Source organism: Zwartia lucis (assembly GCF_965234455.1).
Lineage (GTDB): Bacteria > Pseudomonadota > Gammaproteobacteria > Burkholderiales > Burkholderiaceae_B > Zwartia > Zwartia lucis.
In genome coordinates this window covers 167609-192837 of sequence record NZ_OZ248474.1, presented here as the reverse complement: position 1 = coordinate 192837, position 25229 = coordinate 167609, and the positions used below count along the sequence as shown (strand labels likewise).

At 53.4% G+C, this 25229-nt stretch carries 26 protein-coding genes; 14 read left to right on the top strand and 12 right to left on the bottom strand.

Translation table 11 applies throughout. The annotated features are described in order from the left end of the window. Window positions 1–40: 40 nt before the first annotated feature. The 3 genes from ssb (at window position 41) to AC8GE9_RS11595 (ending at window position 3332) form a co-directional block, all read left to right on the top strand. Window positions 41–520: a single-stranded DNA-binding protein gene (gene ssb / locus AC8GE9_RS11605; RefSeq protein ID WP_506677328.1), complete on the top strand. Its 480-nt coding sequence runs from the start codon at window positions 41–43 to the stop codon at window positions 518–520. A gap of 186 nt (window positions 521–706) precedes the next feature. Beyond that, window positions 707–1486, top strand: coding sequence for an SDR family oxidoreductase (locus tag AC8GE9_RS11600; RefSeq protein WP_028817108.1), 780 nt, complete (start codon window positions 707–709; stop codon window positions 1484–1486). A 79-nt stretch (window positions 1487–1565) separates the two neighbouring features. Further along, window positions 1566–3332 (top strand): IlvD/Edd family dehydratase, encoded by a 1767-nt coding sequence (locus tag AC8GE9_RS11595; protein WP_506677327.1) that lies wholly within the window; start codon window positions 1566–1568, stop codon window positions 3330–3332. 3 nt (window positions 3333–3335) lie between these two features. Here the strand turns inward: AC8GE9_RS11595 and AC8GE9_RS11590 are convergent, their stop codons facing one another. Further along, window positions 3336–5438, bottom strand: a complete 2103-nt coding sequence (locus tag AC8GE9_RS11590; RefSeq protein WP_506677326.1) for an acetate--CoA ligase family protein — start codon at window positions 5436–5438, stop codon at window positions 3336–3338. A gap of 105 nt (window positions 5439–5543) precedes the next feature. On the opposite strand from AC8GE9_RS11590, the gene AC8GE9_RS11585 reads away from it, so the two are divergent. Together AC8GE9_RS11585 and AC8GE9_RS11580 are read left to right on the top strand one after the other, a co-directional pair. Next, window positions 5544–5897 (top strand): RidA family protein, encoded by a 354-nt coding sequence (locus AC8GE9_RS11585; protein ID WP_028817105.1) that lies wholly within the window; start codon window positions 5544–5546, stop codon window positions 5895–5897. Further along, window positions 5897–7129: a TIGR03862 family flavoprotein gene (locus tag AC8GE9_RS11580; RefSeq protein ID WP_506677325.1), complete on the top strand. Its 1233-nt coding sequence runs from the start codon at window positions 5897–5899 to the stop codon at window positions 7127–7129. The genes AC8GE9_RS11585 and AC8GE9_RS11580 overlap by 1 nt, the downstream gene beginning before the upstream one ends. A gap of 12 nt (window positions 7130–7141) precedes the next feature. On the opposite strand, the gene AC8GE9_RS11575 is transcribed toward AC8GE9_RS11580, so the two are convergent. From AC8GE9_RS11575 to AC8GE9_RS11565, 3 genes are all read right to left on the bottom strand, one after another. Continuing rightward, window positions 7142–7453: a nucleotidyltransferase family protein gene (locus AC8GE9_RS11575; protein WP_506677324.1), complete on the bottom strand. Its 312-nt coding sequence runs from the start codon at window positions 7451–7453 to the stop codon at window positions 7142–7144. Continuing rightward, window positions 7450–7860: a nucleotidyltransferase substrate binding protein gene (locus AC8GE9_RS11570; RefSeq protein WP_506677323.1), complete on the bottom strand. Its 411-nt coding sequence runs from the start codon at window positions 7858–7860 to the stop codon at window positions 7450–7452. Before AC8GE9_RS11570 ends, AC8GE9_RS11575 begins: the two co-directional genes overlap by 4 nt. 73 nt (window positions 7861–7933) lie before the next feature. Further along, on the bottom strand, window positions 7934–8731 hold the full coding sequence (locus AC8GE9_RS11565; protein WP_506677322.1) for an IclR family transcriptional regulator: 798 nt from the start codon (window positions 8729–8731) through the stop codon (window positions 7934–7936). A 125-nt stretch (window positions 8732–8856) separates the two neighbouring features. On the opposite strand from AC8GE9_RS11565, the gene msrC reads away from it, so the two are divergent. The 7 genes from msrC (at window position 8857) to AC8GE9_RS11530 (ending at window position 16426) form a co-directional block, all read left to right on the top strand. Continuing rightward, a complete protein-coding gene (gene msrC / locus AC8GE9_RS11560; RefSeq protein WP_506677321.1) occupies window positions 8857–9351 on the top strand; it encodes a free L-methionine (R)-S-oxide reductase MsrC in 495 nt (164 codons plus the stop codon). Further along, window positions 9348–10979 (top strand): GMC family oxidoreductase, encoded by a 1632-nt coding sequence (locus AC8GE9_RS11555; protein WP_506677320.1) that lies wholly within the window; start codon window positions 9348–9350, stop codon window positions 10977–10979. The genes msrC and AC8GE9_RS11555 overlap by 4 nt, the downstream gene beginning before the upstream one ends. A gap of 23 nt (window positions 10980–11002) precedes the next feature. Continuing rightward, window positions 11003–12418 carry an amidase gene (locus tag AC8GE9_RS11550; RefSeq protein ID WP_506677319.1) on the top strand — a complete coding sequence of 472 codons (1416 nt, stop codon included), beginning with the start codon at window positions 11003–11005 and terminating at the stop codon, window positions 12416–12418. A 124-nt stretch (window positions 12419–12542) separates the two neighbouring features. After that, the gene (locus tag AC8GE9_RS11545) at window positions 12543–12986 is read left to right on the top strand and encodes an FmdB family zinc ribbon protein (RefSeq protein WP_506677318.1); all 444 of its coding nucleotides are present in this window, start codon (window positions 12543–12545) and stop codon (window positions 12984–12986) included. A 48-nt stretch (window positions 12987–13034) separates the two neighbouring features. Further along, window positions 13035–13667, top strand: coding sequence for a DUF502 domain-containing protein (locus AC8GE9_RS11540; RefSeq protein WP_506677317.1), 633 nt, complete (start codon window positions 13035–13037; stop codon window positions 13665–13667). Window positions 13668–13753: 86 nt separating this feature from the next. After that, complete coding sequence (gene aspS, locus AC8GE9_RS11535; protein ID WP_506677316.1) at window positions 13754–15550, top strand: aspartate--tRNA ligase; 1797 nt, start codon at window positions 13754–13756, stop codon at window positions 15548–15550. Next, a complete protein-coding gene (locus AC8GE9_RS11530) occupies window positions 15551–16426 on the top strand; it encodes an endonuclease/exonuclease/phosphatase family protein (RefSeq protein ID WP_506677315.1) in 876 nt (291 codons plus the stop codon). 10 nt (window positions 16427–16436) lie between these two features. Here the strand turns inward: AC8GE9_RS11530 and AC8GE9_RS11525 are convergent, their stop codons facing one another. The 5 genes from AC8GE9_RS11525 to AC8GE9_RS11505 all read right to left on the bottom strand — a co-directional run bounded on the left by AC8GE9_RS11525 (window position 16437) and on the right by AC8GE9_RS11505 (window position 19744). After that, complete coding sequence (locus tag AC8GE9_RS11525) at window positions 16437–16772, bottom strand: helix-turn-helix domain-containing protein (protein ID WP_506677314.1); 336 nt, start codon at window positions 16770–16772, stop codon at window positions 16437–16439. Beyond that, window positions 16753–17028: a BrnT family toxin gene (locus AC8GE9_RS11520; RefSeq protein WP_506677313.1), complete on the bottom strand. Its 276-nt coding sequence runs from the start codon at window positions 17026–17028 to the stop codon at window positions 16753–16755. Before AC8GE9_RS11520 ends, AC8GE9_RS11525 begins: the two co-directional genes overlap by 20 nt. Window positions 17029–17117: 89 nt before the next feature. Further along, window positions 17118–18401: a cardiolipin synthase ClsB gene (gene clsB, locus AC8GE9_RS11515; RefSeq protein ID WP_506677312.1), complete on the bottom strand. Its 1284-nt coding sequence runs from the start codon at window positions 18399–18401 to the stop codon at window positions 17118–17120. 6 nt (window positions 18402–18407) lie between these two features. After that, window positions 18408–18713 carry a hypothetical protein gene (locus AC8GE9_RS11510; RefSeq protein WP_506677311.1) on the bottom strand — a complete coding sequence of 102 codons (306 nt, stop codon included), beginning with the start codon at window positions 18711–18713 and terminating at the stop codon, window positions 18408–18410. A 155-nt stretch (window positions 18714–18868) separates the two neighbouring features. Further along, window positions 18869–19744 carry a DMT family transporter gene (locus AC8GE9_RS11505; protein WP_506677310.1) on the bottom strand — a complete coding sequence of 292 codons (876 nt, stop codon included), beginning with the start codon at window positions 19742–19744 and terminating at the stop codon, window positions 18869–18871. Between the two features lie 115 nt (window positions 19745–19859). On the opposite strand from AC8GE9_RS11505, the gene AC8GE9_RS11500 reads away from it, so the two are divergent. Both AC8GE9_RS11500 and AC8GE9_RS11495 read left to right on the top strand, forming a co-directional pair. After that, window positions 19860–20840 carry a glycosyltransferase gene (locus AC8GE9_RS11500; RefSeq protein WP_506677309.1) on the top strand — a complete coding sequence of 327 codons (981 nt, stop codon included), beginning with the start codon at window positions 19860–19862 and terminating at the stop codon, window positions 20838–20840. 10 nt (window positions 20841–20850) lie between these two features. After that, window positions 20851–21447, top strand: a complete 597-nt coding sequence (locus AC8GE9_RS11495) for a hypothetical protein (RefSeq protein ID WP_506677308.1) — start codon at window positions 20851–20853, stop codon at window positions 21445–21447. Between the two features lie 41 nt (window positions 21448–21488). Here the strand turns inward: AC8GE9_RS11495 and AC8GE9_RS11490 are convergent, their stop codons facing one another. The 3 genes from AC8GE9_RS11490 to AC8GE9_RS11480 are packed head-to-tail and all read right to left on the bottom strand — an operon-like array spanning window position 21489 to window position 25151. Continuing rightward, window positions 21489–22421: a UDP-glucuronic acid decarboxylase family protein gene (locus AC8GE9_RS11490; RefSeq protein WP_506677307.1), complete on the bottom strand. Its 933-nt coding sequence runs from the start codon at window positions 22419–22421 to the stop codon at window positions 21489–21491. A gap of 3 nt (window positions 22422–22424) precedes the next feature. Continuing rightward, the gene (locus AC8GE9_RS11485; protein ID WP_506677306.1) at window positions 22425–23783 is read right to left on the bottom strand and encodes a UDP-glucose dehydrogenase family protein; all 1359 of its coding nucleotides are present in this window, start codon (window positions 23781–23783) and stop codon (window positions 22425–22427) included. Between the two features lie 30 nt (window positions 23784–23813). Next, on the bottom strand, window positions 23814–25151 hold the full coding sequence (locus tag AC8GE9_RS11480; RefSeq protein WP_506677305.1) for an MFS transporter: 1338 nt from the start codon (window positions 25149–25151) through the stop codon (window positions 23814–23816). Window positions 25152–25229: the final 78 nt, after the last annotated feature.

The window sequence follows — 25229 nt, the reverse complement described above, 5'->3', positions numbered from 1 at the left end:
GCACTAATGAATCAATACATTTTTTAAAACGGAGATCGGCATGGCATCGGTCAATAAAGTAATAATCGTTGGCAACCTTGGGCGTGACCCCGAAGTCCGCTATAGCCCGGATGGCGGCGCCATTTGTAATGTGTCGGTTGCAACCACCAGCAGCTGGAAAGATAAGGCGACGGGTGAGCGCCGCGAAGAAACGGAATGGCACCGCGTGGTGTTCTACAACCGTCTGGCCGAGGTGGTGGGTGAGTACATGAAAAAAGGCCGCCCTATGTACATTGAGGGCCGTCTGAAAACACGCAAGTGGCAAAACAAAGAAGGCGTCGATCAGTACACGACTGAGGTTGTGGCAGATCAGATGCAAATGCTCGGCGGCCGCGATGGAGGCGACGGCGGCTCAATGGGCGGCGGTGGTGGCGAAAGCGCGCCTCGTCCAGCAGCTCGTGCAGCTCAGGCGCAGCGCCCAGCGGCTCCTGCGGCGAGTGGCGCTAATCTGACGGATATGGATGACGACATTCCTTTTTAATGGGTATTGTTAGTTCTTGTTTTAGGGTGATAGATAGTACGGGTTCGGCGATGCAGCTTTAGGGTTGTATCGCCGTTTTTATGCACAGTCATTCTTGCAATCATGAGCGCGATGACCAAACTCGCTCACCTCTTTTGAATTAAGCTGCTGTATCACCCACACAAAATAAAATCCCAGGAGAAAAAAATGGACTTAGGCATTCGTGGTCGTCGTGCAATCGTATGTGCATCAAGCAAGGGTTTGGGTTTGGGCTGTGCTCAACAACTCGCGCGCGAGGGCGTCGAGCTTGTGATGCTCGCGAGAGGTCAAGAGGCACTTGAGGCTGCGGCTGCGGCGATTCGTGCCGAGACGGGCGTCAAGGTAACAACCGTTGCCACCGACATTACGACACCCGAGGGTCGTGCCAAAGTCTTGGCGATCTGTCCGGATCCCGATATTCTCGTGACCAACGCTGGAGGACCCAAGCCTGGCGATTTTCGTGACTGGAGCCGTGAAGACTGGATCGCCGCGGTGGACGCCAATATGTTGACCCCGATCGAGCTGATTCGTGCGACGGTCGACAAGATGATCGCGCGCAAGTTTGGTCGCATCGTTAACATCACCTCGGCCTCGGTCAAGCATCCGATCGAAAGTCTTGGGATGTCCAATGGTGCACGTGCTGGGTTGACTGGTTTTGTGGCGGGTCTGGCACGTCAGATTATTTCGCATAACGTGACGATTAATAATCTCTTGCCAGGTCCTTTTGCGACGGATCGTATTTTGCAAACTGCGGCAGCACGCGCCAAAGATAGTGGTCAGACGGTCGATGAGATTTTGACAGCACGTATGGCGGTGGTTCCTGCTAAGCGCTTTGGCACGACGGCTGAGTTTGGCCAGGCCTGTGCGTTTTTGTGTAGCGCGAGTTCCGGTTTTATGACGGGTCAAAACCTTGTGCTGGACGGTGGTATTTATCCCGGTACACTTTGATTTAATTCACTGAGTGCTGTCAATTTAATGCGGTTATTTTGATTTAATCATTTCATCCATTTCATTTCAGGTGTGATCTATGTCAGACGACAAGAACAAAGAAAACAAAGGCCATTCGCTTAATCCCGCCGCGAGTAGCGAAGGAATGTCCAAAGGCCTGGCGAACTATGGCGACCGTGGCTTTTCTTTGTTTTTGCGTAAAGCGTTCATTAAGGGTGCGGGCTATACCGACTCAGCACTTGAGCGTCCCGTCGTTGGCATCACCAACACGGGGAGCGCGTACAACCCCTGTCATGGCAACGCGCCTCAGCTAATTGAGGCCGTCAAACGCGGTGTGATGCTGGCCGGTGGCTTGCCGATGGATTTTCCGACGATCTCGATTCACGAGAGTTTTTCCAATCCCACCAGTATGTATTTGCGCAACCTGATGTCGATGGACACAGAGGAGTTGTTGCGCGCCCAGCCGATGGATGCGGTGGTATTGATCGGTGGCTGTGACAAAACAGTCCCTGCCCAATTGATGGGTGCGGCCTCTGCAGGCTTGCCTGCGGTGCAGTTGATTACGGGTTCGATGCTGACCGGTTCGCATCGCGGCGAGCGCGTGGGCGCCTGTACGGATTGCCGTCGCTATTGGGGTAAGTTCCGCGCCGAGGAAATCGACGCCGAAGAAATCGCGGACGTAAATAGCCAGCTCGTGGCGAGCGTAGGAACGTGTTCAGTGATGGGGACGGCCAGCACCATGGCTTGTATCGCTGAGGCCCTTGGTATGACCGTACCGGGCGGTGCTTCACCACCGGCGGTCACCGCAGATCGTATTCGTGTGGCCGAGCGCAGTGGAGCGTTGGCCGTTGAGATCGCACGCAAGCGTTTGACGATCGACAAGGTCCTGACAGAAAAAGCTTTTGAAAACGCCATGCGCGTGTTGCTTGCGATTGGTGGCTCAACCAATGGCATCATCCATCTGACCGCGATCGCGGGTCGGATGGGCTTGGAAATGGATCTCAAGGCACTCGATCGTATGGGTCGTGACACGCCTGTGTTGCTGGATCTAAAACCCTCGGGTCAGCACTACATGGAAGACTTCCACCATGCGGGCGGCATGGCGACATTGTTGCGTGAGCTCAAGCCGTTGCTACACCTGGATGCGATGACCGTGACCGGGCGCACGCTTGGTGAGGAAATCGAAGCCGCAGGTCCTGGTTTCAAACAAGACGTGGTGCGTACCGCGAGCAATCCCATCTACCCACAAGGTGGTATCGCGGTGTTGCAGGGCAATCTCGCGCCAGGCGGAGCGATTATCAAGCAGTCGGCGGCAGATCCCAAACTGATGGAGCACGAGGGTCGTGCAGTGGTGTTTGAAAACCTCGAAGACATGGCAAACCGAATTGACTTGCCGGATCTGGATGTGACCGCAGAGGATATTTTGGTACTCAAGCATATTGGTCCCAAAGGTGCCACGATGCCCGAGGCCGGTTATATGCCGATTCCTAAAAAGCTGGCTAAAGCAGGCGTCAAGGATATCGTGCGGATCTCCGATGGTCGCATGAGCGGCACAGCCTTTGGCACGATCGTGTTGCACGTCACGCCAGAGTCTGCGATTGGCGGACCGTTGGCCTATGTGCAAAACGGTGACCGTATCCGATTGAGTGTTGCAAATCGTGAGCTGGCATTGCTGGTCAGCGACGAAGAGCTTGCCAAGCGTCGCGCGGCCAAGCCTGTCGTGATCCCGACCGCACAGCGTGGCTATCGCAAGCTGTTCCTCGAGACCGTCACCCAGGCGGACAAAGGCGTCGACTTTGACTTTTTGATGCCGCCGATGACGGGTAAAGTGCCTAAGGCGAAGTAAGCCTTATTCTTTTACTTCAATCACGGCATCAACGGCATAGGCACCCTGGCCTTGCGGCATCGCGAGGACAGGGTTGAGGTCGATGGATTGCAGGCGTGGGCCAGCGGCTATGGCAAAGGCCGAGAGTTGGGAGAGCATCTCGGCGAGTGCTTTGATATCTGCCACGGGAAGTCTGCGCGCACCTAACAGTAAAGGTGCGCCTTTGATCGAGCGAATCATTTTCTCGGCGACATCGGGTCCAAAAGGACAGCGATGCAGCACGACGTCTTGCAGGATTTCAACAAAAATCCCACCAAGCCCAAACATCGCAACCGGACCGAATACGGGGTCTTGATGAATGCCCAGGATGCATTCGACGCCGCCATTGAGTTGTTTGGCGACAAGCACACCATCCAGTCGTGCGTGTGGCGCAGCGGTTTTGCCACGCTGTATCAACAGTGCAAAACCCTCACGCACACCTGCTTCATCATTAATGTTGAGCAGGACACCGCCGATTTCTGATTTGTGCAGGATGTCGGACGAGACGATTTTCATGACAACAGGAAAGCCGATCTTTTTTGCAGCAATCACAGCAGCTTCGGTTTCAACGCAAACCTCTTCGGGGGCGGAGGCGATGCCAGCATGTGCGAGTAGCTGTTTGGCTTGCGCCTCCGAGGGATTGTGAGATGGCAAAGTGATAGGCGTCAGTTTGGGTGAGGGTAAACCAGATTGTTTAGCAAAAGCGCGACCAAACTGTCCCATGGCTTCGATCGCCACGACGGCGCGCGAAGGGTCTTCAAACACAATAAAGCCATCACTTTCGTATTCGCGAATCTGTTCGCGAGAGGCCATCAGCGACAACACAAAGATACAGTCGGGATGTTTGCTGCGTGCGATCTTGAGTTGTTCACGCAGGCGCGGTGCGACACTCGCTGCACCGCCCGTGTAAGTAAAGAACCCAAGGATAGAGGTGTACTTGCCTTCGGCGATCAGCGCATTGGTAAAGGTGCTGATCAACGACATTTCATTCAGAAATTGTGCCGTGACATCGACGGGGTTGCGGGGGGCGGCAAAAGGAAGCAGTTTGAGTAAACGCTCTTGGGAGTCCTGAGGCATTTCAGGCATGGGTAGGCCAATGGCATCTGCTGCATCCGAGATGATCACCCCTGCACCGCCGCTGACGGTAATGACGCCGAGTGTATTGTTGGCCGGGTAAATGCCGCGTGTCGCGAGGCGGGCGATGTCGAGCATTTGCTCGGTCGTTTGCACCCGGACAACGCCAAACTCCTTCAACACTGCGTCTGTGACACGATCGTCCCCTGCGATCGAGGCAGTATGTGACTGGGCAGCTGCACTGCCCACGGCGCTGCGACCGACTTTCATCATCAACACGGGTTTGCGTGCGCGACGTGCGGCCTCGAGGCCCGCGAGCAAGCCCGCAGGCTCTCTGATCCCTTCGGAGTAAAGCATGATGACTTTGGTGGCGGGATCCTCGACAACCATTTGCAGCATATCGCCGACTGTCAGATCGGCTTCGTTGCCGGTCAAGATCACGGCTGAGAGACCGATATCGTTGGCAGTTGATACGGCCATCAAATGGGCACCATACGCACCAGATTGACTAATGATTGCCACGCTACCCGCTTTAGGAAAGGCCAACTCACAGCCCGTTGCAAACGTGCCATAAAAATGATTGCACGGATTGATGACACCAAGCGAGTTGGGACCAATCAGGCGCATGCCGTACTTGTGCGCGGCATCGACTAATTTTTGCTGTTCAAGTGCGCCCTCTGGACCGGTTTCGGCAAAACCAGCGGTAAATAAAATGGCCGCTGCGCAACCGCGCGCCGCGAGTGCGATGACTGACTCGAGTGCCGCCGAGGCCGGGACGATCACGATGGCGACATCGGGCGTTTCGGGTAGCGCTGCGACATTGGGGTAGGCCGTGAGGCCTTGCACCGTCGTTCGGTTGGGATTGACGGGAAAAATCTTACCCTGATAGCCCTGGCCGCGCATGAAGGCGATGGGTCTGCCGCCAATCCGTGAGGGATCGTCGGAGGCGCCGATGACGGCGACGGATTGAGGATTGAGGAGTTTGGCGAGCCGGGCAGGATCATTGGGGCGCATTGTTGTCTCGATTTAACTGTGCGTAAATATTTGAGTAAATATTACAGCTACACTGACTTTTAGCTTTTACTTTGTCTTTATTTTTAATTAATCAGGAGAATAACCATGGGTGCAATTACTCGCATTGATTCTAACGAGCGTTTGAGCCGTGTTGTAGTGCATGGTGACACCGTGTATGTCGCAGGCATTACCTCGAGTGTTAAAGGTGACGTTGTGGCGCAGACGCGCGACGTATTCGCAAAAATTGATGGTCATCTGGCGAGTGCTGGGACAGACAAACATCATCTGCTGACTGTTCAGATTTGGTTAAAAGACATCACTAAGGACTTTGAGGGCATGAACTCAGTGTGGGCCGAGTGGGCGCCTAAAAACGCATTACCGACTCGCGCAACAGGCGAAGTCAAACTGGCCGCACCAGACTTGCTGGTCGAGGTCATTGTGTCTGCGGCTAAAAAGTAATGTCAAAAAAGAGTTTTGTCATTGCCGTCATCGGAGCAGGTCCCGCAGGTTTAATGGCTGCGGAAACGCTGGTTCGAGAGGGCATGACAGTGCGGGTCTATGAGGCAAAGCCTTCAGTAGGCCGCAAGTTCCTGATGGCGGGACGGGGTGGGCTCAACATCACCCACTCCGAACCCTCCGATCAATTTGTTACCCGCTATGGTGCCCGTGCGCCTGAAATGGGACGCATGCTTGAGCAGTTTGATGCCGAGGCCTTGCGCTCCTGGGTTCATGCACTTGGCATTGAAACTTTCGTGGGTTCGTCGGGACGAGTGTTTCCCGACGAAATGAAGGCCGCGCCTTTATTGCGCGCCTGGATGCATCGCTTGCGTATCGAGGGTGTGCAGTTTTTGATGCGTCATCGTTGGCTGGGTTGGGACAATACGCAGCAGTTGCGATTCGATACACCCAAGGGCGAGATCACGATCGCGCCTGATGCCACGGTCTTGGCGCTTGGGGGTGGGAGCTGGTCCAGGCTTGGCTCCGATGGTGCTTGGTGGCCCTGGCTCAAAGAGCGGGGCGTACCGTTGAGCCCCTTGTTGCCGAGCAATGGTGGTTTTGAGACAAAGTGGTCCACGCATTTTCTGGAAAAGTGTGCGGGCGAGCCGATTAAGCCTGCACAGTTTCGCATTGAGGGCAGCAAGGCTGCACCTTTGCGTGGTGAATGTATGGTGACGCAGCACGGACTTGAGGGTGGCGCGATTTATGCCTTGTCGGCCGCGCTACGCGATAGGATTTTGACGCGCGGCAAGGCAACCTTGTCGTTAGATTTATTGCCAGACCATAGTCCTCAGCGCGTATTGGACGAAGTGTCGCGCGCACGCGGCACGCGTTCAATGTCTTCGCATTTACGCACACGACTTGGCTTGCAGGGTGTGCGTGCGGCGCTCTTGCGTGAGCGTTTGTCGGCAGAGGTGTTTAATGATCCGCAAAAGCTCGCGTACGGAATTAAAAATCTGCCGATTGTGTTGAGTGCATGTCGTCCAATTGATGAAGCAATTAGTACAGCAGGGGGTGTCCAGTTCGAGGGGCTGACTGCGCACGGCATGTTGAAAAATCTGCCTGGCGTGTTTTGTGCTGGTGAGATGCTGGACTGGGAAGCGCCGACAGGGGGTTACTTGTTAAACGGCGTCATGGCATCGGGGCAAGTGACGGCTAAAGGGCTATTGGCGTGGCTTGAGAGCAGACCCTAAGGTTAAACAGAATTAAAGTTGAATGACGAGTTTTTGTTTTTCAATAAGCTGTTGAAATGCCTCTGAGGTGGATGCCCAGTCTACGATATCAACTTTATAAGGGAGCGCAGAGTTTGAAAGCGCCTCACTGAGCGCCGCACGCATTTCGATAGAAATCGGTTTATCTCCCACTAAAGCCAGATCGAGGTCTGAGTAGGGTTTGTAAGTTTCCGTCACTCTGGAGCCAAAAGCCCACACTTTAAAGTCCGGGGCATATCTCTTCAAAATGCTTTGAAGAAGGCTTAGCTCCTCTGCGGTCATCGCAAGGGCTGAGTGGGAGATCATGCGATACGCTCCTGAAGGGACTTTAGCAGGGCTTTGGCTTCATCTAAAAAACCTGGAATGCTTTTCACGACTTGGACGGCGATCGTTTCATCATAGGTATGGCTTGCTTTACTGCGCATTTCTCTGTAAACGCGCCAATCGTTCCAGTCGCCTTTAAGCAGTCCTTGTTCGTTGGCCGTACGAATTAAATCTGCAAATGGCGTAACATCGAATTGACTTGGGTCGGCTGACCGCATCTCGAGGTAGCGTTTGAGCATTTTGTGACTGATCTCGTAGGTGAACTCAAAGCGCTGAACGAGGCCGTCTCGCAATTGCGAGTCGAGTGGCTCGGAAAAATGACGGGTCAAACCCGCATCTAGTCGATTGACAGCGTTCGTTAAGGCAGACAGATCAAGAGGTATCGGCATTCTTTGCAGCCCTAAAGTCAAATCGTTATCAACCTTACATTTTAGGCGAGGCAGCGCGCCTCACCAATTGGTATCAATTCTCTGTTTCAATATTTAACAAGTTTGGTTGAATCTGTGCGATGGCTTCGTTGAGACAATCAAGGACAAGTTCTGTGCGATCTTTGTCCAAGCGGGTGCTCAATGTTGAAACACTGATCGCGGCGACGGGATGGTTGTTTTTGTCGAAGATGGGGACGGCGATGGTGCGTACGCCGGGCAACTCGACGACGTCGCTGACGACGTAGCCGCGGCCGCGCGCGCGCACGATGTTTTTGCGGACCTCGGCCTCGGAATAATTGGCAAACTTTTCCACGCAACGGTCTTTGTTGATTTTGAGAATGCGCTCGATCTCGTTGTCATCCAGAAAGCTCAGGATCGCAATGGCACCGCCACCAATATTAATGGGGCGACGACGGCCGACCTCGAGGACAAAGACTTTGATTGGAAACGCGCCCTCGGCGCGATCGATGCATACGCCGTCAAACCCCGCGCGGATGGTCAAAAAGACGGTATCGCCCGTGGATTGCGCGATTTGTTGTAAATGCGAGTGACAAAGATCTCGCATATTGGTGCGAGGACTGGCGGCTAAGCCCATCTCGTAGATCACATTACCCAGGAAATACCGCTTAGTGGACTCGTCCTGACGGATCAGCCCTTCAGACACCAAGCCTTGCAAGATCCTGTGCGCAGTCGGGCGCTCGATGTTGATTTCCGTGCAGAGATCGATGAGTCGGGCACCAACGCGATTGCGTGCGGACACACCACGCATAAGGGCTGCGACGCGTTGGACCACTTGGGTGCCTGATTTATTGGCGGGTGAGGCGGTATTCATAAGGTGTAATGATCACAGTTCAATATATGAGCTAGTGTTCCACATTATGGCGTGAGGTCTCACCCCTGTCTACAGATTCAAGCTGGCTAAAATCGGTACACGATTCTCCTTTTAGCGAAACGACCATGTTCGATGCCCCCTCACTCACGCATTTGTCTAAAAACGAGCAATATCAGCAGCTTGCCCAACAGGCGCGGGTGTTGATGGAGGGGGAGTCGGACCGGATCGCCAATGCTGCAAATTTATCTGCGTTAGTCATGCACGCCCTGCCAGACCTCAATTGGGCAGGGTTTTATTTTTTCGATGGCACCGAGCTTGTGCTTGGACCGTTTCAGGGAAAGCCGGCTTGTTTACGTATCCAGCTCGAGCGTGGTGTGTGCGGTGCCGCAGCGACTACGCGTCAGACGCAGCTAGTACCAGATGTGCATGCATTTCCCGGGCATATCGCTTGCGATGCGGCTTCGCGCTCAGAAATCGTAGTGCCCCTGGTCCACCAAGGTCGTTTGATCGGAGTTTGGGACGTTGACAGCCCCATTGCAGCGCGCTTTGATGTAAAAGATCAAAGCGGCATGGAGACGCTGTGCCATATTTATCTCGATTCGGTTTTTGGTATTCGATGAGCACAACAACACATCATCTTGAGTTCGATTACGTCATCGTTGGCGCAGGTTCTGCTGGGTGTCTATTAGCTAATCGTCTTTCTGCCGATCCAAACAATCGTGTGTTGTTACTCGAAGCGGGCGGGCCGGACAACTGGCACTGGATTCATATCCCCGTCGGGTATTTGTACTGCATCGGTAATCCCCGCACGGACTGGTGTTATCGCACCAAAGCCGATCCTGGGCTCAATGGGCGTGAGCTCGGTTATCCACGCGGTCGTGTGTTGGGCGGTTGCTCATCGATTAACGGCATGATTTATATGCGTGGTCAGAGCGCGGACTACGACGGTTGGGCTGCGCTGGGCAATACGGGTTGGGGTTGGAACGATGTTTTGCCTTTGTTTAAAGGCATGCAAGACCATCACGCCGGCGCGAGCCCTTTTCATGGCGCTGGTGGCGAGTGGCGGGTGGAGCCCGCTCGCTTGTCCTGGGAGATCCTCGATGCGTTTCGGGATGCGGCGGCGCAGGCCGGGATCGCACCGACACCAGATTTCAATCGCGGTGACAACGAGGGCAGTAGCTATTTCGAGGTGAATCAGCGCGCCGGTTTTCGCTGGAATACGTCCAAGGCTTTTTTGCGGCCGATCAAACACCGTCGCAATTTGACCGTACTGACGGGCGCACGCACCACACGTTTGTCCATGCAAGGCAAGCGCGTGACGGGCGTCGAATTCATCCGTGAGGGCGAGGTTCATGTTGCCCAAGCGCGTCGCGAGGTCGTGATGGCGGCCGGTGCGATTGGTACGCCACAAATTTTGCAAGCCTCGGGCCTTGGTCCTGCAAAGGTGTTGGGTCCTTTGGGTGTCCCGCTAGTGCATGACTTGCCTGGCATCGGTCAAAACTTGCAGGATCATCTTCAGTTGCGCATGATTTATCGCATTGAGGGCGCGCGTACGCTCAACACCTTGGCCAACTCTTGGCTCGGCAAGGCGCGGATAGGATTGGAGTATCTGTTGACGCGTCGCGGTCCGATGAGTATGGCACCCTCTCAGCTAGGTGTATTTGCCAAGTCTGGGCCTGAGCAGACGCGTGCCAACGTCGAGTACCACGTCCAGCCGTTGTCGCTCGAGCGTTTCGGCGAGCCGCTGCATGATTTTCCTGCGTTTACCGCATCGATCTGTAACGTGCGTCCGACCAGTCGAGGCCATGTCAATATTGTGTCGCCTGATACCGCACAGGCACCTGAAATTCTTTGTAACTATTTATCAACGGCGGAGGATCGACATGTCGCAGCGGATAGCATTAGGCTGACACGTCGCATTGTTGGACAGTCGGCATTGGCACGGTTTAAACCTGTGGAAATTAAACCCGGCATCACCATCGATACGCACGGTGCGCAGGATACAGAAGAGGCGCTTGCCCAAGCCGCGGGCGATATTGGCACCACGATTTTTCATCCCGTTGGGACGTGCAAAATGGGTCACGATGCGATGGCGGTTGTGGACGATGCGTTGCGCGTCCATGGATTAACCGGGATTCGTGTGGCGGACGCCTCGATCATGCCGACCATCACCTCTGGCAATACCAATTCGCCCACGATGATGATCGCGGAAAAAGCGGCCAGACTTATTCTTTTGCAAAACACTTAAATTTAAATCTCTAGGAGCGCACTATGTCAGATCTCGCTTTTTCGTCCCTCACCCAGCTGGCCCAGGGCCTACAGCAAAAAAAATACAGCTCCGAAGACATTACAAGGGAGTACTTGACCCGCATTCAAAAAGCCAACGGCAAGCTTCATGCCTACGTGAGCGTGAATGAAGAAAGCGCGCTACAGCAAGCGCGTGCTGCGGACTTGCGTCGTGCTGCGGGCTACACCTTGAGTCCAGTCGATGGTTTGCCCCTAGCGGTCAAGGATTTATGTGAAATCGAGGGGCAGATCACGACGGGGGGTTCTCAGGACTGGATTAATCGTCGCAGCCCCACCACATGTACAGCTGTCGAGCGCCTGATGCGCGCCGGCATGGTGACCTTGGGTAAGGTACACATGGTCGAGTTTGCCTTTGGTGGCTGGGGCACTAACCCCGTGATGGGCACGCCTTGGAACCCCTGGGACCTCAAGACACAGCGCGTGCCGGGTGGATCTTCGAGCGGTTCTGGCGTGGCGGTTGCAGCGGCTCTTGCACCCGCTGCGCTAGGTTCGGATACGGGCGGTTCGGTCCGGATTCCCGCGGCACTCAACGGTATCACCGGTCAGAAAACCACCCGTGGTCTGATTAGCTTGCATGGTGCGCTGGCCTTGTCCGGGACCCTTGATTCGATTGGGCCGATGACGCGCGATGTGCAGGACTCGGCGATCTTGACTGCTTTGATGGCGGGCGAGGATCCGCTTGATCCCACCAGCTGCAACCGTCCGATGTTTCACTGGAAAGCACCTGCAGCGGGTCCAAAGCCGTTGGCGGGTTTCCGTATTGCGATGTTTCCGCCCGAACACTATCCGATTGTGTTGGGTCAGGATGTGGTCAACAGGCTCGACGACACCCGACGCGTGCTGGTCGACTTGGGTGCTCAAGTGATTGAAAAGCCCTTCCCGTTTGATTTCAACGACATGATGCTGCGCAACGGACAGATTATTGCCTCCGAGGCCTATGCCATCCACCGCGCCTACATCGATGATGTGGAGCGCCCGTTCGGTGAGTTTGTGCGCAAGCGCGTGCAGTCTGGTCGGAAAATTTCCGGCGCTGACTATATCGACGCGATCACGCATCACCGCCAGACGATTGCGGCCTGGACCGACTGGATGAGCAATGTTGACGCACTGTTGTCACCAAGCGCACCTATTGGTGCGTGCCCGCTGACCGAGGTGGACGAGTCCAAGACGCCGATGGCCGCCTTTACTCGTGCCGGTAATTACATGGGCTGCTCTGGGATGTCCTTGCCGGCTGGTTTTGCTGATAACGGCATGCCGCTGGGCGCCCAGTTGCTGGGCAAGCCATTTGACGATGGCACCTTGGTGACGATTGGGATGGCTTTCCAGGCGGCGACGCAGTGGCACTTGAAACGCCCTGATTTGTCATCGCTCGGCCTCTAAAAGGCAGGATTGCACGATGATGCGGGCGTGAAAACAGAGTTAGCGACGTATTTACTGAGGGTTTCGGCTGAAAAGCCGTTAAAATACAAAGCTTTCCATCGTTTTCGCGTCCAAGAGTTTCATCGTGCCTATCTACGCTTATAAATGCACCGCTTGTGGTCATGCCCAAGACGCGCTGCAAAAGATTTCAGACAAGCCCTTAACGGTCTGCCCCGAATGTCATCAGGAGACCTATGCCAAACAGGTCACCGCAGCGGGCTTTCAGCTTAAAGGCTCCGGCTGGTATGTCACTGATTTTCGTAATAACGGGGGCGGTGACAAGGGCAGCGCAAAGACAAGCGAGCCCGCACCCGCTGAGACGGCGACCGATGGTGCTGCGTCATCTGCTTCGACGGGTTCGGAGAGCGCATCGGGCGCATCGAACACTTCCAATGGCTCTGCGTCTGCACCTGCTTCATCCACAGCCTCAAACACCTCCACCAGCACTTCTGGCGCCTCAAGCTCCCCAACCTCTGCAAGCTCGACGCCCTCGTCAAGCAAGCCTGCTGCAGGTGGCTCAGGGGCTTGAGGCCGCTGAAAACCACACGTCAGCGTTTACTTAAAGCCCACCCTCATCATGCGATCCTTTAAAAAGTACTTCATTACAGGTTTGCTCATTTGGGTGCCGTTGGTCATCACTGTTTGGGTTTTGGGCCTTGCGGTCAGCACGCTTGAGAGCGTAGTGCCGACATTTTTGTCACCCCAGTCCCTGTTTGGGCGCGATATTCCGGGCTTTAGAGTCGCCGTTGTGATCGCGGTTGTTCTCGTCACGGGCCTCCTAGCGGCTAATTTTCTAGGTCGCGGGATTGTTCAACTCTGGGAAAACATTCTCGGTCGTATTCCTCTCGTGCGCTCGATCTACAACTCGGTCAAGCAAGTCAGCGATACGCTGCTTGCGCCAAACGGGCAGGCTTTCCGCCAAGCTGTGCTGGTGCAGTATCCGCGTCAGGGCAGCTGGACTATTGCTTTGTTGACGGGGGCGCCGAGCGGAGAGGTTGCAAGCTTGCTCCCCGGCGAGCATGTGAGTGTTTACATACCTACGACGCCTAACCCGACCTCAGGCTTTTTTCTGATGATGCCGCGCAGCGAGGTTCAGCCCTTGGAGATGTCGGTCGATGCCGCCTTGAAATATATTGTTTCGATGGGTGTCGTGGCGCCCGCACCAAACACAGCGGCTGCAAAAAGAAAGCCTTCGCCGCCAAATGAGTAATATCTAAGTTGTCATGTTGTCACGGTTTTAACGAATTTACCGATTAATTTTTGTCAGATCTATTTGTACGATCTTTTGGAGTTTGCATGCGTACCTGCTACACCGGTCAGGTTTGTCGTGACCACCTTGGTCAAACCGTCACCCTATTTGGTTGGGTGCATCGTCGCCGCGATCACGGTGGCGTGATTTTTATCGATCTGCGCGACCGCGCGGGTCTGGCCCAGATCGTGTTTGATCCTGACAATGCCGAGGGCTTTGCCACGGCCGAGCGCCTGCGTAACGAGTTTTGTATTCGTATCACCGGCTTGGTGCGCGAGCGTCCCGCAGGCACAACCAATTCTGACCTTGCCTCTGGCGAAGTCGAGATTCTGTGCCGCGAAGTCGAGATCCTCAATCCGTCGGTGACGCCACCTTTCCAGCTCGACGATGAAAATCTCTCCGAGACGACGCGTTTGACGCATCGTGTGTTGGATTTGCGTCGCGGTCAGATGCAACGCAACATGATGCTGCGCTATCGCGTCTCGATCGAGGTGCGCAAGTTCCTCGATCAACTGGGTTTTATCGATATCGAAACACCGATGCTCACCAAGAGCACACCCGAAGGTGCACGTGACTATCTCGTGCCCTCGCGCGTTAACGCGGGCGAGTTCTTTGCCTTGCCCCAGTCGCCCCAGCTCTTTAAACAGATGTTGATGGTGTCCGGTTTTGATCGTTACTACCAGATTACAAAGTGTTTCCGCGACGAAGATCTGCGTGCTGATCGTCAGCCTGAATTTACGCAGATCGATTGCGAAACATCGTTTTTGAATGAGACCGAGATCCGTGCGATTTTTGAAGAAATGATTCGTCATGTCTTTAAAGCTGTACAAAATGTCGAGCTCGATGCGACTTTCCCGATCATGGCCTACAGCGAAGCCATGCGTCTCTATGGTTCGGACAAGCCCGACCTGCGCGTCAAGCTTGAGTTCACCGACCTGACGGACGTGATGCAGGACGTGGACTTTAAAGTGTTTGCACTAGCCGCGACCACCGAAGGCAGCCGAGTGGTTGCTTTGCGTATCCCTGGTGGCGGTGCAATTTCGCGTAGTGAAATTGACAACTACACTAAGTTTGTCGCCATCTACGGTGCAAAAGGTTTGGCCTGGATCAAGGTCAACGACATCACCGCAGGCCGCGATGGTTTGCAGTCTCCGATTGTCAAAAATATCCACGATGTAGCCTTGGCCGAGATGGTCAAACGCACAGGCGCACAAAATGGTGATTTGATTTTCTTTGGCGCGGATCGTGCCAAAGTCGTCAACGATGCTATTGGCGCCTTGCGCGTCAAAATTGGCCACAGCGAGTTTGGCAAAGCCAACGGGTTGTTTGAAAGCGTCTGGAAGCCACTGTGGGTCGTGGACTTTCCAATGTTTGAATACGACGAAGAAGCTGATCGCTACGTCGCCGCTCACCATCCCTTTACCAGTCCAAAAGACGGTCACGAAGATCTCCTCACCACTGACCCGTCCAAGGCAATCGCCAAAGCCTACGACATGGTGCTCAACGGCTGGGAGATCGGCGGTGGCTCCGTGCGTATTCACCGCGAAGAAGTCCAGAGCAAGGTGTTCCGTGCTCTCAAAATCGACGCTGAAGAAGCGCAGCTTAAGTTTGGTTTCTTGCTCGACGCGTTGCAGTATGGCGCGCCTCCGCACGGTGGTATCGCCTTCGGTCTAGATCGTATTGTCACCATGATGACCGGTGCCGAGTCGATCCGTGATGTGATTGCCTTTCCCAAGACGCAGCGTGCACAGTGCTTGCTCACACAAGCGCCCTCGCCTGTGGATGAAAAGCAATTGCGCGAATTACACATCCGTTTGCGTCAGCCTGAAGTCAAACAGGGTTAAATGTCCCTGCTTCGTGTCGTAAGCTACAACATCCACAAAGGTCGCTCCCTCGCGGGACGCGACTCGATGGGGGAGCTGCGACTCGGCCTGCATGGACTGCGACCCGACGTGATGTTTTTGCAAGAAGTGCAGGGGCGCAATGATAAACATTTGCGCCTGCATGCTCAGCACGAGTCGCTGGCGGCCGCTTTGCATATGGAATGCGCGTATGGCTGTAATGCCATCCGTAGCAAATCAGATCATGGTAACGCGCTGCTCTCGCGCCATCCCATCCTTACCTACGAAAACCAGGACATTTCGGATCATCGCCTCGAGCAACGCGGCCTGCTGCATGGCGTGATTGAGGTGCAAGGTCGGGAGGTGCATTGCTTTGTCGTGCACCTTGGATTGTTTGCGGGGGGTCGCAAGCGGCAAATAGAAGTGATGGCCGAGCGCATCAACCGCATGGTGCCTGAGGGCGCGCCGATCCTCATCGCCGGCGACTTTAACGACTGGAAAGACACGCTTGCGCCGCTCTTTGTCGAGCAGCTTGGTGTGTACGAGGTGTTTGCGAACTCACCGCGCACGCAAGGGGTCGCACCTAGGCTCAAAGAGTCCATGCATCATTTGAAGGGCGTGTGGCGCGGAGAAAGTGTCGACGAACTCAGAGCAGGAGTGATGGGACGACAACTCGAGCGTCGTAATCAACTGATGATGCCAGGTCAGCAAAGTATGTTGCCGCCTCCCAGGACATTCCCTTCTGCGTTTCCAATGCTGAGGCTGGATCGCATTTATCAGCGCGGCTTTGCGGTCAGAAGTGCGCGCGTGCTCAGAGGTCGTCCTTGGTCACAGCTTTCGGATCATTCGCCTATTTTGGCTGAGTTAGAGTTGCCTTGAGTGTATCGGGTCAGTGCAATGCAGAAAGTGAAGCTTCGGGAACACGATATAAAATTTTAAGTAATGTCTTCGCGGCGCCAGTTGGGTAACGACGTCCCTGTTCCCAGTTTCTGATAGTCTCAACCGAAACTTCGATTCGCGCGGAAAATTCGGTTTGACTGAGACCTAGACGTTTGCGCACGCGACGTGCAAATTTAGCTGCGTCAAGCATGGCTTCTTTTTCGTCTTCCGCTATGTGAGCTTGAATTTCTGCCTCTGTTGTAGCGTTAACGCGAGCGATGTCTATTCGGCCCACCCTGCCTGAATTAGAGGTAGGAGGTGAAATTTTAATTTTTACTGTTTTCATAGCGTTTAATCTCTCGTTGATTCGCTTTTCGGGCTGAAATGATCCTTTGTGATGCACGTCGAGGAGTGAACACTACAACGTACAACTTTCCGTCGATCATTCCAATGACTTGGTATCTGTCTTCACCGTAGCTTCGACGATTGTCTAGGGACATCAATCGCTTTGGATCAAAAAGAACTTGACCAGCAAACTCGAAGTCAAAGCCACGCGTTACAAAACAAGCATCATTTTTAGATGCATCCCACTCAAACAACATGAATTAATTATAGTCCATTGGACTACCCTTGGCGTAAAAAATAGTGAACTACTGTGTAAATAATGAGATGTGATCGTCTGACGACTTAGCTAGTACTGATCACTTTTGCCATATAGCGTCACGCCAATACGTAGCAGCAAATAACAAAGCCCATCTGCAATGCGCCCAAGAAAGGGACGATGACCATAGAGGGTGAGTTCGACAATACGGCTGCCGCGCGTCACGGCGTTTTCAAGGGACTGGCGCAGTTGAGCCGTAAAGCCCGCATCATCAACCAGCACATTCGCCTCGCGCGCGAGCAGCAGACTAAAAGGATCCAGATTGGACGAGCCCACAATCGACATGTCATCGATCACAGCGACCTTGGCGTGTAAAAAGCTCGGCAGGTACTCATAGATCTCAATGCCTTCACGCAAGAACAAGTCGTAGATCCAACGTGTCGCGTGATACTGCATTTGGTATTCGATTTTGCCTTGCAAGAGGAGGCGAACCTTGACGCCACGCTTTGCCGCGTCGATCAGCGCGCCGCGTAGTTGTCCGCCAGGTAGAAAATAGGCATTAGCGATGAAGATTTCAGTTTTAGCCGACGCGATATAAAACAGATAGGCTTTTTCGATCGTACGTCGATAGCGTAAGTTGTCGCGCAGGATAAATGCCGCGCGCATGTTGGCGGTTGTCGGAGAGAAAACCGGAGGAGATGTTGCAGAAGGAAACACAGATGAAGAGAGAGATGAAGAGGTAGAAACTATGTGAGAGGATGCTCTGTGGCGTTTAAAGTATCTGAGCCTAGAACGTAAATTTCTCAGAGGAGTCTGTCGCCAATGACGCGTGCGCAACCACAACAGATCCAAAGCCTCGACCAGATCTGACACGATCGGACCCACCACACGCACCGCATAGTCGAAGCGAGGGTCCGTCGTGCGCACATCGGGATCGGCGGTCGAGTAGTCATCCTCAATATTGATGCCGCCCACAAAACCCACCGTAGCATCGACCACCACAATCTTGCGGTGCAATCTGCGTAGGCGCATGAAGTCAAAAGATTTCAGCGTGAAACGTTTCGGTTCAGGTCGATAGACTCTGCAGTGTGCACCCGCATCGTGAAGCATCCGCGCAATAGCCTCGTCCTCGGCAGCACTGCCATAACCATCAATCAGCACTCTGACTTTGAGACCGCGTTGAGCGGCTAGTGACAAATGATGGATAAGCTGCTTTCCTGCAAGATCAAGACGAAAAATATACATTTCGACATGGATGTTGGTCGTTGCGGCGTCAAAGGCTGCGCAGAGCGCAGGGAAAAGCTGAACGCCGTTTTCTAAAAGAGAAATATCGTTGCCAGTCTTCCAGCGCAGATGAGGGTGCACACGCGGCATGATGGGCTATTGACCTAGCAACTGCTGATAAGCGCTATACAGGACAGGCAGTAGTAGTGTGATGATTGCCGGCAACATAATGCTGAAACACCATTTAAAAATTCGATAGTCAGATTTAAGCTCCATGGTTGATTCAAGGATGGCTTTTTCTAACTTTGTAGTCGCATTGGCAAGATCTGTTTGAGTCACATAGCAAGCGCTTGAGTGATCAAGCGCATCACTTAATGCCATTGCTTGGAGCTCAGCTTGCTTGCTAGGTATCCCTGCCTCTTCGAGTTGAGCTGAATATTTAAGAGTGTTGATGATTGGCATGTGTAGGGGCGGCATAAATTGTTGGACAAACAATGACTCCCTTCAGTCTGCGCCAATAGCACCACAGATTCAATACCTTCGGACAGTTACGTACGTAAACACCACAGTACAAGATTTGCAACTAGATGTTGCTAGCCTATTGACACCTACAGTACTTAGGCTTTCTTTCGCCCACCCACAAACCCCGTCGCGAGTGCCGTCCCTAGCAAAATAACCCCGCCACCCAGCACAATTCTCAACGTAATGCTCTCGTCTAAAAACAGCCAGCCCCACAGCACGCCAAACACTGGGATTAAAAACGCCACGGTCATGGCGCGAGGTGGCCCTACCCGGACCAAGAGTCGGTAATACAGAATATAAGCAATCGCGGTACAGACTAAGCCAAGACCGACTAACGCCGCCCAGGCTGTGATGGAGATGGGCGTCGTGGGCCACGTGTAGAGCGTGAAGGGCAGCAGCACGATCCCAGCGGCGATTAGCGAGCTTGCCGCTGTTGCGATTGGATCGGTATTCATCAAGTATTTTTTGGTGTAACTCGCCGCAATTCCATAAAAGATCGGTGCTGCGACCCCGGCAATCACCGCATAGATCGAAGCTGTGTCGTGAAAAGAAAGTTTGTCCCAGACCAGCACCAGGATGCCGGAAAAGCCCACCATGAGCCCAAGCATACGTAGCGGGGGCAGTGTGTCCTTGATCCAGACCCAGGCGATCACCGCACCCCAGAGAGGCGTGAGAGCGTTGATAATCGACATCGTGCCCGCAGGCAAGGTCATCGTGGCGAAGTTAAAAAAGATAAACGGTAAGGCCGAGTTAAAAAGCCCCACAAAGATGATTGAGCGCCAATAGTCGCGGAGCATGGCGATTTTGTTGCGCCAGAGCAGCACCGGCAGCAAAGCCGCGCCCGCAATGAGCGTACGCATCCCAGAAAGGGCAATCGGTCCAAAATCGCCTACCGATAGGCGGATAAACAGAAAAGAGCCTCCCCAGATCGCGGCAAGTAACAGCAGGTCGTAGACATCTATTCGACGCATAGGAGGGTGAGGCTTTAGGGGGTTAATACGACTAAGACACTATAAACTAGAGCGATGGAATGATTAATAGAGTAAATAAACAAGCACCTCACTTAAACGAGCACCCCACACCCTCATGTCCAACACCATCCGTCAAACCCCCTCGTTAGTTCCAACCACAACAAACTATGACCTCGTCATCGTCATGCCTGTGTACGAGGATCGAGAGGCCTCTGGTCAGCTGTTTCGCGAGCTGTACGCGCAATACGGCACCGCAGTGTTTGTGGTCGCGGTCGATGATGGATCACTGAGGCACCCTGTCAATGTCGAACACCTCGATGAGATCGGTTTGCCGGGGGCGGTTATTCACCTGCGCCGCAACGTCGGACATCAGCGCGCGATTGCAATCGGCCTGCATTACGTCGCAGAAAACTTCCCCAATACCCCGCGCACCGTTGTGATGGATTCGGATGGCGAGGATATGCCGACCACGATTCCGCAGCTGATCGCGCCACTCGAGTCCGAGGACATCGATGCCGTCGTCGCGCAGCGCAAGAGCCGGATGGAGAGCGTACATTTCAAATTGTTTTATATGATTTACAAGTTTCTCTTTCGGCTGCTGACTGGTCGCACGATCAACTTTGGTAATTTTGTAGCGCTTAAGCCCGCAGCCGTTCGACGCCTCACTTCGATGCAAGAGCTCTGGACCCATCTCGCGGGTTGTGTGTTGTTATCTAAACTACGTACTCAAGCCGAGCCGATTGATCGCGGCCGACGTTACGCTGGTAAGAGCAAGATGAATTTCACCGGACTGGCATTGCACGGATTCAGAGCTGTGATGATCTTTGCTGAGGATGTGTTGGTGCGCGTGGGGATTGTGTGTTCGGTGGTGACTGCACTTTCGATCATGGCAGGACTCATCGCAACGATATTGAAAATCATTGGCTTTGCAACACCAGGATGGTTTTCTGTCACGCTCGGGATTTTAATGATTGTTTTTCTGCAAACTGGTGCGTTGACCCTTGTCGCATTGATGCTGAGCGGCGTGGCCCGTGGGTCGCCTGAGTCACCGCAGCAGTATCGTCACTATATTGATCGGATTAGTTATACAAAGTGAAGCACGCCTCATGAAATACCTAAAATTCTTAGTCCTCATGCTGGTCTTCGCGATCTCCCTATCGGCGATTTACGTTATACACAGCTGGTTTTTCAAAGTTGATGTGGTGTTTTACAGCGCGATTGCCGATGGTGTGCTGGCCGCAGTGTTGACCCTCATCGTGGCGTTGACGGTCAAGTGCTTCAAAAGCTTTACCGGCTTTGAAAAGCTACAGACCTTTGTGATCTGTCTGCTCCTAGGCTATGGTTTTGCCATTTCCGTGCCGACGGTCATTGATCGCTCGCTGTCCATGTACATTCTGGAAAAACTCCAACAACGCGGGGGTGGTATCAAGCTTGCGGCCTTTGATACGGTTTTCAAAGAGGAGTACATGAAAGAACACCGCCTCGTCGATATCCGCCTGACCGAGCAACAGCAGTCAGGGACGATCGTGATTGAAAAGGGTTGTGTCAAGCTGACCGAATGGGGGCAGTTTGTTGCCATGACGACGACATGGTTGAGACAAACCTTGTTGCCTAAAAATCGCCTGATTGGGGATACGTATAGCAGCGATCTGACTTCGCCGTTGCGCAATGGCGTGCAGAGAACCGATTATTCATGTGAGTAAGACTGTTGATGATGCAATGTGAGCAAATGAAGTGAAGTAAGTCAATTTTCTCGAAAATACGCAATCGTTCGCTTTAAACCAGCCTCCAGCTCCACAGTCGGTGCCCACCCAAGCGTCTCACGCGCACGTGTGATGTCCGGGCGCCGCTGCTTAGGATCATCCTGTGGCAACGCCTGAAAGCTCAACTTGCTTTTCGACCCAGTCAGTCTCAAGACTTGCGTTGCCAGCTCCAGCATCGTGAATTCACCAGGATTACCCAGATTGACCGGCCCAAGCACTCCAGCCTCAGACCCCATCAATCGTATAAACCCCTCCACCAAGTCATCCACGTAGCAAAAGCTACGCGTTTGCGAGCCATCACCATAGATCGTCAGATCCTCACCACGCAGCGCTTGCACGATAAAGTTACTCACTACACGACCATCATTGGCCGCCATCCGCGGACCATAGGTGTTAAAGATCCTGACAACTTTGATCTCCACGCCATAGCGGCGGTGATAATCAAAAAACAGGGTTTCAGCGGCACGCTTGCCCTCGTCATAGCAGGCGCGTGGTCCGATGGGATTGACGTTGCCGAGATACGCCTCGGTCTGAGGATGAATCAACGGATCGCCATACACCTCAGAGGTTGAGGCTTGAAAAATCCGTGCACCAGTCTTGCGAGCCAATTCCAAGACATTCATCGCACCGATCACACTCGTTTGCATCGTATGAATCGGATCGTGCTGATAATGCACAGGAGAGGCAGGGCAGGCGAGGTTATAAATCTCATCGACGTGTTCAATCTCAACCGGATGAATCACATCCTGCTCAATCAGAGAAAAGTTTCTCTCGTCTTTGAGATGACGCAGATTGTCACGCCCAGCTGTCAGAAAACTATCCAGACAAATGACATGGTGTCCTTGGGCTAACAAGCGATCACACAGATGACTACCTAAAAAGCCCGCACCACCTGTGACTAATATTGTTTTCATTCTCTAGCGTCGTCCAATTCCAGCATAACTAAAACCATGTTGCTTAAACGCCTGACCATCAAGCATGTTGCGCCCGTCCAGTACTAAACTCCCGACCATCACTGATTTTAGCTGTTCTGGAGTGATCGCTCGATACTCCGGCCACTCTGTGACCACGACTAGCGCATCCGCACCCCGAGCAGCCTCAAGCGCTTCGTTCACAATGACTAGATCACCACTCCGCAGCAAATCAGCAAAAATTTGCTCAGCGACCTCTCCTGCAACTGGATCTTGCGCTATGACTTGCGCACCTGCCGCACATAACGCACGAATCAAATTCACCGAGGAGGCCTCACGCATATCGTCCGTGCCGGGTTTAAACGCCAAGCCCCAAACCGCGATCTGGCGACCCACAATGCTTTTGCCCATTCGGGTCATGAGCATTTCAAACAAATATTGTTTTTGCTTTTTATTACGCGCCTCGATGCCCTGTAGCAGCAGAGGCTCCACCCCAACGCTTTGCGCAATCCGGATCAGTGCTTGCACATCCTTGGGAAAGCAAGAGCCACCATAACCCGCTCCAGCGTTTAAAAACGCAGGACCAATGCGAGAGTCTGAGCCTACGCCACGCTTGACCGCCTCGATATCAATCTCAAAACGATCACACAACGTTGCCATCTCGTTCATAAACGATATCCGTGCAGCGAGCATGCCGTTTGAGGCATACTTAATCAGCTCGGCTTCCTTGATCCCCACAGACAGCAGTTGGCTGTCTTCACGCACAAAGGGGCGATAGAGTGCCAATAGCTGATCGCGCGTTTTGTCATTCGAGGTGCCAATCACCACACGGTCTGGATTAAAAAAGTCATCGAGTGCCGCGCCTTCCTTGAGAAACTCAGGATTACTCGCGACATCAAATTCTATAAATAGTTTGCGCTGAAATAGTTGCCAAGCAATCTCCCCCTTAACCAAGTCGCCCGTACCCACAGGGACGGTGGACTTGTTGATGACGATGGCTGCTGCGCTAATCTCACGCCCGATTTCAGAGGCGGCAGCCAAGACATAACGTAGATCGGCAGAACCATCCTCGCCCTGAGGTGTACCGACGGCAATAAAAATTAAAACAGGCTCAGTTGAAACGCCGCCCGCACTGAGACTGTCCAAGCCACTGCGAATCCCGTCTGCAAAGGATAAATAGCTCTGCGCCACAGCATCGTTTAAGCGCTCTTTTAAACCCGGCTCGTAAATAGGGACCTCGCCCTCAAGCAGCATCTTGATCTTGCGCGGATCATTATCGACACAAACAACCTTGTTGCTCGCACTCGCCAAGCATGTTGCCGTGACCAGACCCACATAGCCTGCACCAATCACTAGAATATTCACTCAAGCTCCTAATAGCCATCGTTATAGACACTATTTATTAAAATTTCGCATGTGAATGCGCGAGCATACCCAACCAATCACCAGCGACATCACAACACAACAAACCAACCCGGCCTTGACCCCCACAGTGATCGAAATCCGTGCCACCGCAATCCCAACAATTGCCGTGCCAAACGCACTCCCCAATGCCCGTGTTGTCTGAATCAGTGCCGAGGCGACACCGACATCTCGTTGCTCAGCCAACATTTGCATAAACAAAGTGAAATTGGGTAACAAAAACCCCAACCCAACGCCACACAAAGACATCGTCAACAAAATCCACCATCCAGGGCTGTAGGCAGAAAACGTCAAGGTCAATACACAGCCTAGGGCGAGCAATCCACTGCCAAACACCATCAACCGACCTGGTTCGTTTTGCCGAGGAAATAAGTGCCCATTGATGATACTACCCACGGAAGTCCCTGCGACTAAAGGCGTCATTAATAAACCCGCATGCGAGGGGCTATAGCCAAAGACATCTTGTAACAGTAGTGGGATGTAAAAAATCAAAATAAACATCACCGCACCTGACAGTAACCCTGCCAGATTAATTAATTGTGACTCTGTGGTCCTGAGTACTCTGAGGGGAAATATAGGTGTTTGCGCGCGTCTTTCGACAGGTGCGAGCAGAGCAGCTGCCCCAACTCCCAACACAATCAAACCAATGCCCCAGAGCCGATAGGTCGATTCACCCAGCCCCGTCAGCAATTCGACTCCCGCAAGAGGAGCGCCTACAGCCAGCGTCAACAACAATGATCCCACCCAATCAAGGCGCAACTTGGTATCCCGTACCGGTTTAATCCAAGGAAAATATCGCCAAGTCGTCACAATCCCTATCAAAGCGGCGATAGGCGTCACAAAAAACGCCGCCCGCCACCCTAATGATTGAGTAATGATCCCGCCCAAGACGGGACCAAAGCCACTGGCTGTTGCAAAGGTCAAAGAAATCATTAACATCCAACGCACCCGACGACGCGGATCCGGGAAAAGGTCTGCTGGAGCGGCAAACGTGCTGGCTATCATCATCCCCCCTCCTAGTCCTTGAAGCACGCGAAAAGCAATCAGTTGCTCCATAGTCTGAGAGAGTCCACCCAATACAGATCCGAGCACCACTAACACCATTGAAATGATCATTAAGGGCTTGCGGCCATAAAGATCACCTAGGCGACCGAAAATCAGGATGGTAATTGCGGAGGCTAGAAAGTAGCCCGTGCCGGCCCAAGCATAGAGATCCATGCCGCCGAGAGCGGATACGACTTGGGGTAAGGAGGTGCTGACGATGGTGGCGTCAAAGGCTACGACAATCGCTGAGGCAGCGATACCGGACATTGCTAATAGCAACTCCTTTTGTGAGGCAGGAGGTGATGCAGCAACTAAAGCGATTTTGTGACCAGCGTCGGGCATTGG

What these genes read in the sequence shown, in the direction of transcription:
- AC8GE9_RS11570 (WP_506677323.1), bottom strand. Translation starts at nt 7,860, where the DNA reads ATGCCGATACCTCTTGATCTGTCTGCCTTAACGAACGCTGTCAATCGA.
- ssb (WP_506677328.1), top strand. Translation starts at nt 41, where the DNA reads ATGGCATCGGTCAATAAAGTAATAATCGTTGGCAACCTTGGGCGTGAC.
- AC8GE9_RS11565 (WP_506677322.1), bottom strand. Translation starts at nt 8,731, where the DNA reads ATGAATACCGCCTCACCCGCCAATAAATCAGGCACCCAAGTGGTCCAA.
- aspS (WP_506677316.1), top strand. Translation starts at nt 13,754, where the DNA reads ATGCGTACCTGCTACACCGGTCAGGTTTGTCGTGACCACCTTGGTCAA.
- AC8GE9_RS11580 (WP_506677325.1), top strand. Translation starts at nt 5,897, where the DNA reads ATGTCAAAAAAGAGTTTTGTCATTGCCGTCATCGGAGCAGGTCCCGCA.
- msrC (WP_506677321.1), top strand. Translation starts at nt 8,857, where the DNA reads ATGTTCGATGCCCCCTCACTCACGCATTTGTCTAAAAACGAGCAATAT.
- AC8GE9_RS11500 (WP_506677309.1), top strand. Translation starts at nt 19,860, where the DNA reads ATGTCCAACACCATCCGTCAAACCCCCTCGTTAGTTCCAACCACAACA.
- clsB (WP_506677312.1), bottom strand. Translation starts at nt 18,401, where the DNA reads ATGCCGCGTGTGCACCCTCATCTGCGCTGGAAGACTGGCAACGATATT.
- AC8GE9_RS11575 (WP_506677324.1), bottom strand. Translation starts at nt 7,453, where the DNA reads ATGATCTCCCACTCAGCCCTTGCGATGACCGCAGAGGAGCTAAGCCTT.
- AC8GE9_RS11510 (WP_506677311.1), bottom strand. Translation starts at nt 18,713, where the DNA reads ATGCCAATCATCAACACTCTTAAATATTCAGCTCAACTCGAAGAGGCA.
- AC8GE9_RS11550 (WP_506677319.1), top strand. Translation starts at nt 11,003, where the DNA reads ATGTCAGATCTCGCTTTTTCGTCCCTCACCCAGCTGGCCCAGGGCCTA.
- AC8GE9_RS11585 (WP_028817105.1), top strand. Translation starts at nt 5,544, where the DNA reads ATGGGTGCAATTACTCGCATTGATTCTAACGAGCGTTTGAGCCGTGTT.
- AC8GE9_RS11600 (WP_028817108.1), top strand. Translation starts at nt 707, where the DNA reads ATGGACTTAGGCATTCGTGGTCGTCGTGCAATCGTATGTGCATCAAGC.
- AC8GE9_RS11505 (WP_506677310.1), bottom strand. Translation starts at nt 19,744, where the DNA reads ATGCGTCGAATAGATGTCTACGACCTGCTGTTACTTGCCGCGATCTGG.
- AC8GE9_RS11525 (WP_506677314.1), bottom strand. Translation starts at nt 16,772, where the DNA reads ATGAAAACAGTAAAAATTAAAATTTCACCTCCTACCTCTAATTCAGGC.
- AC8GE9_RS11490 (WP_506677307.1), bottom strand. Translation starts at nt 22,421, where the DNA reads ATGAAAACAATATTAGTCACAGGTGGTGCGGGCTTTTTAGGTAGTCAT.
- AC8GE9_RS11595 (WP_506677327.1), top strand. Translation starts at nt 1,566, where the DNA reads ATGTCAGACGACAAGAACAAAGAAAACAAAGGCCATTCGCTTAATCCC.
- AC8GE9_RS11495 (WP_506677308.1), top strand. Translation starts at nt 20,851, where the DNA reads ATGAAATACCTAAAATTCTTAGTCCTCATGCTGGTCTTCGCGATCTCC.
- AC8GE9_RS11520 (WP_506677313.1), bottom strand. Translation starts at nt 17,028, where the DNA reads ATGTTGTTTGAGTGGGATGCATCTAAAAATGATGCTTGTTTTGTAACG.
- AC8GE9_RS11555 (WP_506677320.1), top strand. Translation starts at nt 9,348, where the DNA reads ATGAGCACAACAACACATCATCTTGAGTTCGATTACGTCATCGTTGGC.
- AC8GE9_RS11540 (WP_506677317.1), top strand. Translation starts at nt 13,035, where the DNA reads ATGCGATCCTTTAAAAAGTACTTCATTACAGGTTTGCTCATTTGGGTG.
- AC8GE9_RS11530 (WP_506677315.1), top strand. Translation starts at nt 15,551, where the DNA reads ATGTCCCTGCTTCGTGTCGTAAGCTACAACATCCACAAAGGTCGCTCC.
- AC8GE9_RS11480 (WP_506677305.1), bottom strand. Translation starts at nt 25,151, where the DNA reads ATGTCCGGTATCGCTGCCTCAGCGATTGTCGTAGCCTTTGACGCCACC.
- AC8GE9_RS11590 (WP_506677326.1), bottom strand. Translation starts at nt 5,438, where the DNA reads ATGCGCCCCAATGATCCTGCCCGGCTCGCCAAACTCCTCAATCCTCAA.